The following is a 7,785-nucleotide window of genomic DNA, read 5'->3' as shown; positions in this document are numbered from 1 at the left end:
GCCGACCGGCGCCACGACCACGTCGACGCGGGCACCGCGGCGGCGGGCGCGGCAGCGGCCGGCACGGCCCTGGGCGGGGCGGACCGGCCCACGCCGGGCGCGGTACCGGCCGACGCCGCGACGCTGTTCGCGCCGGAGGCGGCGCAGGGCTTCCGGGACCGCTGGCGCGACGTGCAGCTGCGCTTCGTGGACGACCCGCGCGCCGCGGTCGGCGAGGCCGAGTCGCTCGTCGAGGAGGCGATCGAGGCGCTCTCCACCGCCCTGCGCGAGCAGCGCACCCGGCTCGGCGCGTGGCAGGAGTCCGGCTCCACCGACACCGAGCAGCTCCGGGTGGCCGTGCGCGGCTACCGCGACTTCCTGGACCGCGTACTGGGGCGCTGAGGCCCGCCGCAGGACCCCACCGAGCCCCGGCCGGCGACCCGGCCGGGGCTCCGTCGCGCCCGGACCGGCCAGCAGGCATGAAACTTCGCAAACGGGGTACGTGCGGGCAGCGGTGCACACGAGGGGAGCACGGGCATGGGCGGCGGCGGCCTGCGTCTGGACATGAACGCGGTGGACTACCTGATCCTCGCGCTCTATTTCGTCACGGTGCTCGGCGTCGGTTTCGCCGCCCGGCGCGCGATCCGCACCAGCGTGGACTTCTTCCTCTCCGGCCGATCGCTGCCCGCCTGGGTCACCGGCCTGGCGTTCGTCTCGGCGAACCTGGGCGCACTGGAGATCATCGGCATGGCCGCCAACGGCGCCCAGTACGGCATCATGACCGTGCACTACTACTGGATCGGCGCCGTACCGGCGATGGTCTTCCTCGGCATCGTGATGATGCCGTTCTACTACGGCTCCAAGGTCCGCAGCGTCCCCGAGTACCTGCGGCTGCGCTTCAACCGCCCCACCCACCTGCTCAACGCGATCAGCTTCGCGGTAGCCCAGGTGCTGATCGCGGGCGTGAACCTCTACGCGCTGGCGCTGATCATGCAGGCGCTGCTCGGCTGGCCGCTCTGGTTCGCGATCATCGTCGGCGCGGTGATCGTGCTGGCGTACATCACCGTCGGCGGGCTCTCCGGCGCGATCTACAACGAGGTGCTCCAGTTCTTCGTGATCATCGCCGGCCTGGTGCCGATCACGGTCATCGGCCTGATCAAGGTCGGCGGCGTCAGCGGCCTGATGGACGCGGTCCGCGACTCCAGGCTCGGCGAGGCCGGCCTGCACGCCTGGGAGGGCACCGGCAGCACCGGCAACCCGCTCGGCGCGCACTGGCTGGGCATCGTGTTCGGCCTCGGCTTCGTGCTCTCCTTCGGCTACTGGACCACGAACTTCGCCGAGGTGCAGCGCGCGCTGTCCGCACGGAACATGAGCGCCGCCCGGCGTACGCCGATCATCGCCGCGTACCCGAAGCTGCTCATCCCCGCGGTCACCGTGATCCCCGGCCTGATCGCCCTGGTCACCGTGAAGGGGCTGGGCGCCGACGACGGCGACCTGGTCTACAACAACGCGATCCCGCTGCTCATGCGCGACCTGCTGCCCAACGGCGTGCTCGGTATCGCGGTCACCGGCCTGGTGGCCTCGTTCATGGCCGGCATGGCGGCCAACGTCAGCGGGTTCAACACCGTCTTCACGTACGACATCTGGCAGGCGTACTTCCGGCGCAACGAGTCGGACGAGCACTACGTGAAGGTGGGCCGGCTCGCCACAGTCGGCGCGGTGGTGATCGGCATCGGCACCGCGTTCATCGCGGCCGGGTTCAGCAACATCATGAACTACATCCAGGCGCTCTTCTCGGTGTTCAACGCCCCGCTCTTCGGCACCTTCATCATCGGCATGTTCTGGCGGCGGATGACGCCGCTGGCCGGGTTCTGGTCGCTGCTGTCCGGCACCCTCGTGGCCACCGCCACGTACCTGCTCTACAAGGGCGGCGTGATCAGCTTCAACTCGGACCTGGAGGAGAGCTTCTGGGGCGCCGGCCTGGCCTTCGCCACCGTCGCGGTGGTGGCCGCGATCGTCACGCCGCTGACCCGGCCCAAGACCGACGACCAGCTGACCGGGCTGGTGTACGGCCTCAGCGACACCGCGCTCGCCGACGACTCGCTGGCCGGCGACGCCGCCTGGTACCGCTCCCCGGTGCTGCTCGGCGTCGTCGCCGTGATCCTCGCCGCCCTGTTCTACATCCCGGTCTTCTAGAGGAGGGGACGCACGCCATGACAGACGACGCGGACCGCAACTACCAGGGCGGCGAGGCGCACGACCCGCTCGTCGACGAGACCGAGGACGCCCGCGAGGCCCGCTCGGCGGCGGCCCGGCTGTTCGACATCCGCCGGGTCATCGGCGGCCTGTTCGTCGCGTACGGGCTGATCGTCGGCCTGATGGGGCTCTTCGACACGTCCGCCGAGATCGACAAGGCACAGGGCCTGCGGATCAACCTGTGGGCCGGCGCGGCGATGCTGGTGTTCGGCCTGCTGATGCTGCTCTGGCAACGGCTGAGCCCGACCGAGACGCCGGAGCCCGGCCACGACGACGCCTGACCGTCCGCATGGCGCGGCCCGCACCGGGTACGCCCAGGGGATCACGCGAAGGGACAGGAGGGCAGCAGCATGACCGATCGTGACCGCGGTGGCGAGCGGCCGCTCGAGGAGACCCCCGAGGTGGCCGCGGCGGTGGACGACGACAGCACGGTGCCCCAGTTGCGCGCCGGCGGCGTCGACCCGGACAACCCCACCTTCACCGAGCCCGACGGCGCGGTGGCCGACACCGGCTCGCCGAACATCATCGGTGACCCGTACGCGGCCGGGACCGGCGCGACCGGCACCGGCACGGGCGCGGCGCCGGACGGCATCCGTACCGGCGCCGAGCAGCCCTGGGACCCGGAGGACCTGGTGATGGCCCGGGGCCAGGACATGACGCCGGAGAACCTGGAACGGGCCCGCCACGACCTGCACGAGCTGGGCCGGGCCGCGATCGAGCGTACGGTTCCCTGACCCGGACGCCCGAGGGCCCCTGGTCGACGTGGGCGTCGACCAGGGGCCCGGGGAACCCGCGCGGGCGGTGCCTCACTCCCGCCGCCGCGGGTGGTACGGCCGCGGCTCAGGAGAGCGGCGGGTACGCGTTCTGCATCAGCTGCTGGAACTGGGCGGCGAACCACGCGCCGGAGATCGGCGCGTCCGGCAGGGCACCGGACATGCTGTTGCCGTTGCGGGCGTTACCGGTGTAGGTCGGGTCGCACATCCGGTCGAAGCCCTTGCCCTCGTTGTTCGGGATCTCCTTGCTGGAGCCGTCCGACTCACCCGGGGGCTTCACCCAGACGTAGGCGTCGATCCCGGGCTCCGGGTTGGCCTGCGGCCGCTCGCCGAGACCCGCGCCGGCCTGGTTGCACCAGTTGCCGGTGTGGAAGCGGCGGTCGACCCGGCCACCGTCGACGTAGGCGTCCACGCTGGTCGACGGGCCGGGGCCGGTCGGCCGGGCGGAGCCGCCCCAACCGTTGCGGGAGGTGTCGATCAGCATGCCGATGTTGCTGTCGAAGCCGATCGAGACCAGCTTCTGCCGGAACGCCTGGGCGAACGACAGCTCGTCGAGGTACTGGTTCCAGTCGGCCCACTTGGACTGCCGCACGGTCTGGCCGTTCACCGTGTCGGTGATCTTGACGTACGGCTCCTTCAGCGCGGAGTAGTTCGCCGTGTTGACGATGAAGCCCGCCACGTTGGCGACGGTGCTGCCGGAGGCGACCGCGGCGGCCTTGAGCTGGTCGGCGACCGGGCCGAAGTTGCTGTCCCAGCCGATCCAGCCGTGGTGGGCGGCGTCGATGTAGTTGTAGACGTTGCCGATCGCGCCCAGCTTCGCCAGGGCGTAGCCGACACCGTTCACGTACGCGCCGTTGGCCTTCACCGTGTCACACATGACCGTGCCGCCCGCGTTGCCCGAGGTGTTGGTCACCAGGTTGGGCAGCGAGTCGATCTCGATGATGTTGACGATGCGCAGGTTCCGGTACTTCGAGTCGCCCTGGATCGCGGCGATCGGGTCGATGTACTCGGCCTTGTAGCGGGGCAGCTCGTCCGGGCCCAGCTCGCCGTTCGAGGCGAGCGCCGAGCAGTCGCGGCCGGGCAGGTTGTAGATGACGAACTGGATGTAGCCGGCGCCCTGGGCGAGCGCGGCGTCCAGGTGGTCACGGACGCCCATCGCGCCGTTGGAGCTGCTGTCCGGCGTGCCGTTGATGGCGGCGATCCGGTCGATCCAGACCGCGGTCGGGTTGTTCGACACCCGGTTGCCGCCGGACACCGACTCGGCCTTGGCCTTCCACTCGGGGTTCACGTACCCCTTCACCCCGGCGTACGGGTTGTCGACCCGCTGCCCGGGCGGCGGCTGCGACGTCGGCGGGGTCGACGTCGGCGGCGTGCTCGTGGGCGGGGTGCTGGTCGGCGGCGTGCTGGTGGGCGGCGTGCTCGTCGGCGGGGTGCTGGTGGTCGGCGTGCCGCCGTTGCAGACCGTGCCGTTCAGCGTGAACTGGGTCGGCTTGGGGTTGCTGCCGCTCCAGGAGCCGTTGAAGCCGATGGTGGTGCTGGCGCCGCTGGCGAGCGCCCCGTTGTACGACTCGTTCTGCGCGGTGACGTTCTGGCCGCTCTGGGACCACCGCGCGGACCAGCCGTTCACCACCCGCTGCGAGCTGTTCGGGAAGGTGAAGCCGAGGTTCCACGAGGTGAGCGCGTCACCGATGTTCTTGATGGTCACGGTGCCGGTGAATCCACCGGGCCAGTCGCTGGTCGTGTAGGTCACGCTGCACTGGGTGGCGGCCTGCGCCGCGGTGACCGGGAGGGTCACCAGTCCACCGGCTACCAGGACGCCGGCGCTGGTCAGCGCGAGCGCCCGGTTCCGGCCGGACAGCCTTCTCCACAGATTCATGCCACTGATCTCCTTGGGCGAGACCGGATCCGCGTACGGCCCGGCGCACATGGCGGCGGCGGTCGCCCTGCGGGAACGACCGTGCGCGCCACTGGTTACTTCGGGGGACGCCCGACCCGGACGGGCGTTGGGGGTGGTGGTGCCGACCGGTCCGCAGGACCGGCCGATGGAGCCGGACGTCGGCCGGTCAACCGGCTGCCCTCGACGCCTGAGCTCGCGGTGTGGCTCCCCGAACCGCGTGCAGCGATTCTTGCATGGGAGCGCTTCCATGGCAATGCCTCGATGCGCCTCGCGGCCCACCCTACCGCCCGCCCCGAGCCCGCCCCGCTCACCGCGCGCCCGGACCCCGCTACACCAGCCGGGCTCGCCGCCAACCACCCGCGGCCCCCACCTCGCCGCGCCCCCCTCACGCCGGGCGGCGGACCGTCCCGCCTCCGCCTCGGCCGGGTGGAACGCCATGGGTGTCAAAACGGCCAAATGACACCCATGGCGTTCCACCCACCGGCGGAGGCGAGACCGTCGGGAACCGTACGAGCGGGATCCGGGTCGCGGGGTCGCCGAAGTCGGGCCGATCAGCGCGCGGAGGCGGGGACAGCGCGGACACGCCCGATCTCCACAAACTCCTAAAAGCGAATCTTTCCCCGAATAAGTCGCGAAAAGGTCTAACGTCGGCCTTAGCTCGACTGACGTCGGGCTCAGGACGAACAGGGATGGAGACGCTGGTCATGGCTAAGAAGATGCTCGGGAAGGTGGTCGCGGGCGCTGCCCTCGGCGGCGCCGGCCTTCTCGTGTTCACCCCGGGAATGGCCTACGCGGGCGGGCACGACGAGGGCAAGGTCATCGCCAAGCCGCACGTGGTGAAGGCGGGGGACACCGTCGAACTGCTCGCGATCTGCTCCGAGCCGCAGCAGCACGCCACCGTCTGGTCGAAGGTGACCGGCAAGGTCGACCTGCGCCCGGCCCGCGACGGCGAGCACGGCGACTGGGCCGACCGGGGCGGTGACTGGGGCGGCGACCAGGACTGGGGCTGGGACGACAAGGGCCCGGACGGCAAGGACGAGCACGGCAAGGGCCCGGACGGCAAGGACGACCACGGCAAGGGCCCGGACGGCCGCGGCGAGCCGGGCGGGGACGGACACGGGCCGGGCGGAAATGGGCCCGACGGCAACGGGCCGGGCGGCAACGGCCCGGGTGGCAACGGCCCGGGTGGCAACGGCCCGGGTGGCAACGGGCCCGGCGGCAACGGCCCGGGTGGCGACGGCATGCCGCAGCCCCCGGCGGACCAGCCCCAGCCGCCGGCCGGCCAGCCGGAAGGGCAGCCGCAGCCGGGCGGCGCGGGGGCCGGCGCGGCCGTCGACCCCGGCGACTGGCAGGGGCACGACGAGTACGGCCAGGACGCCGAGCCGGGCTGGGAGAAGGAGAAGCCGGGCGGGCCGGACTGGACCAAGGACGCGCACGGCCCCGACGGCAAGGAACAGCACGGCAAGGACGCCAAGGACGAGCACGGCAAGGACGACCGTGGCGGCCGGCCGGACGACAAGGGCAAGGACGGCAAGGACGAGCACGGCTCCTGGCCGGGCGGCAAGAACGACTGGCAGGAAGGTGAGAACGACTGGCCGGGCGACAAGAGCGACTGGCCGGGCGGCAAGGACGACTGGCAGGCGAGCGGAGGCGCCTGGCAGGACGACAAGGGCGACTACGGCAAGGACGCCGAGCGCGACTACGGCAAGGACGGTAAGGACGGCTGGGAGCACGGGAAGGACTTCGTCTACTACGGCGAGGCCACCGTCTCGCACGACGCCCGGCCGGGCCGGTACGAGTTGCGGGGCTCCTGCGGTGAGGGCGAGCTGGTGGTCCTGCCGCGCGGTGGGGTCGACGGCGGCGACGGCGGCATGACGACCACCGGCGTGGACCGTACCCTCGTTTTTTGGTGGCGCGGGCATGATCGGCGCCGCGGCGCTGGGCGGCCTGGTGCTGCTGCGCCGGCGGCGGGCCGGTGACCTGGTCTGATCGGATTACGACCCGGGCCGGCGGCCGTCACGGAAGTCCGTGGCGTGCCCGGCACGGCCGTCGTCGTCCTGCTCGCCATGGCCGGGGCCGGTCTGATCGGCGCGTCCGTCCGGACCGTCCCGCCACCGTCCCCGCCGCAGCCGCTCGGGCAGGCGGCCCCGGTCACCACCGGCCCCCAAGCAGACCCGGACGCCGAGGGCCAACCGGGACCGGACGCCGAGGGTCAGCTGACTCCGGACGCCACCGGCCTGCCGACGGCGGACGTTGCCGGGGGCGCCGTCGGCCCCGCGACGCCCGGCCCGACGACCGGCGCACCCGGCGCCGCCCCGGGCACCGCGGCCGCCCCAGGGGCCGCAGCGGTCCCGGGCGCTCCGGAAGCAACGGGCCCAGCGGGCGCGACGAGCCGAAACGGCGCCGCCCCGGCTCCACTGCCCCGGTCCGCGCCGACGACCATCTCGATCCCCCGTATCGGGGTGCGGGCCGACATCATGTCGCTCGGCACGAACCCGGACGGCACGGTCCAGGTGCCCCCGCTGGACCAGGCCATGAAGGCCGGGTGGTACTCCCCCGGCGCCAGCCCGGGCGAGGCCGGCAACGCGGTGATCGTGGGCCACGTCGACTCCGCCCAGCTCGGCCCGGCGGTGTTCTTCAACCTCGGCGCGCTGGTGGCCGGCGACACGATAGTGGTCACCCGGCAGGACGGCAGGTCCGCCACGTTCACGGTGCGCGAGGTCGGGTCGTACCCGAAGACCGCCTTTCCCGCCGCGCAGGTCTACGGTCCGTCGGCCGTGCCCGCCCTGCGCGTGGTGACCTGCGGTGGGGTGTTCGACAAGACGGCCGGAAGCTACCTCAACAACATCGTCGTCTACGCCCCGATGACCGGGTGAGGGC

General features: G+C 72.2%; 6 protein-coding genes and 1 pseudogene. 6 read left to right on the top strand and 1 reads right to left on the bottom strand.

All coding sequences use genetic code 11. From position 1 onward, the window contains the following. From MCBG_RS34390 to MCBG_RS25665, 4 genes and pseudogenes are all read left to right on the top strand, one after another. Positions 1–381, top strand: a pseudogene (locus tag MCBG_RS34390) (hypothetical protein); the annotation flags it as partial. Between the two features lie 135 nt (positions 382–516). Beyond that, positions 517–2,175, top strand: coding sequence for a sodium:solute symporter family protein (locus MCBG_RS25675; RefSeq protein WP_043328787.1), 1,659 nt, complete (start codon positions 517–519; stop codon positions 2,173–2,175). Positions 2,176–2,192: 17 nt separating this feature from the next. After that, on the top strand, positions 2,193–2,516 hold the full coding sequence (locus MCBG_RS25670) for a hypothetical protein (RefSeq protein WP_043328786.1): 324 nt from the start codon (positions 2,193–2,195) through the stop codon (positions 2,514–2,516). A 69-nt stretch (positions 2,517–2,585) separates the two neighbouring features. Then, positions 2,586–2,969, top strand: coding sequence for a hypothetical protein (locus MCBG_RS25665; RefSeq protein WP_043328785.1), 384 nt, complete (start codon positions 2,586–2,588; stop codon positions 2,967–2,969). Positions 2,970–3,075: 106 nt separating this feature from the next. On the opposite strand, the gene MCBG_RS25660 is transcribed toward MCBG_RS25665, so the two are convergent. Further along, positions 3,076–4,884: a glycoside hydrolase family 6 protein gene (locus MCBG_RS25660; protein ID WP_043330970.1), complete on the bottom strand. Its 1,809-nt coding sequence runs from the start codon at positions 4,882–4,884 to the stop codon at positions 3,076–3,078. Between the two features lie 710 nt (positions 4,885–5,594). On the opposite strand from MCBG_RS25660, the gene MCBG_RS25655 reads away from it, so the two are divergent. Next, positions 5,595–6,884: a hypothetical protein gene (locus MCBG_RS25655; protein WP_223201328.1), complete on the top strand. Its 1,290-nt coding sequence runs from the start codon at positions 5,595–5,597 to the stop codon at positions 6,882–6,884. 87 nt (positions 6,885–6,971) lie between these two features. Continuing rightward, positions 6,972–7,781 (top strand): class F sortase, encoded by an 810-nt coding sequence (locus MCBG_RS25650; RefSeq protein ID WP_043330969.1) that lies wholly within the window; start codon positions 6,972–6,974, stop codon positions 7,779–7,781. The last annotated feature ends 4 nt before the right edge of the window (positions 7,782–7,785 follow it).

This window comes from Micromonospora sp. M42 (genome assembly GCF_000568915.1).
GTDB lineage: Bacteria > Actinomycetota > Actinomycetes > Mycobacteriales > Micromonosporaceae > Micromonospora > Micromonospora chalcea.
This window is presented reverse-complemented; position numbering and strand designations above follow the sequence as displayed.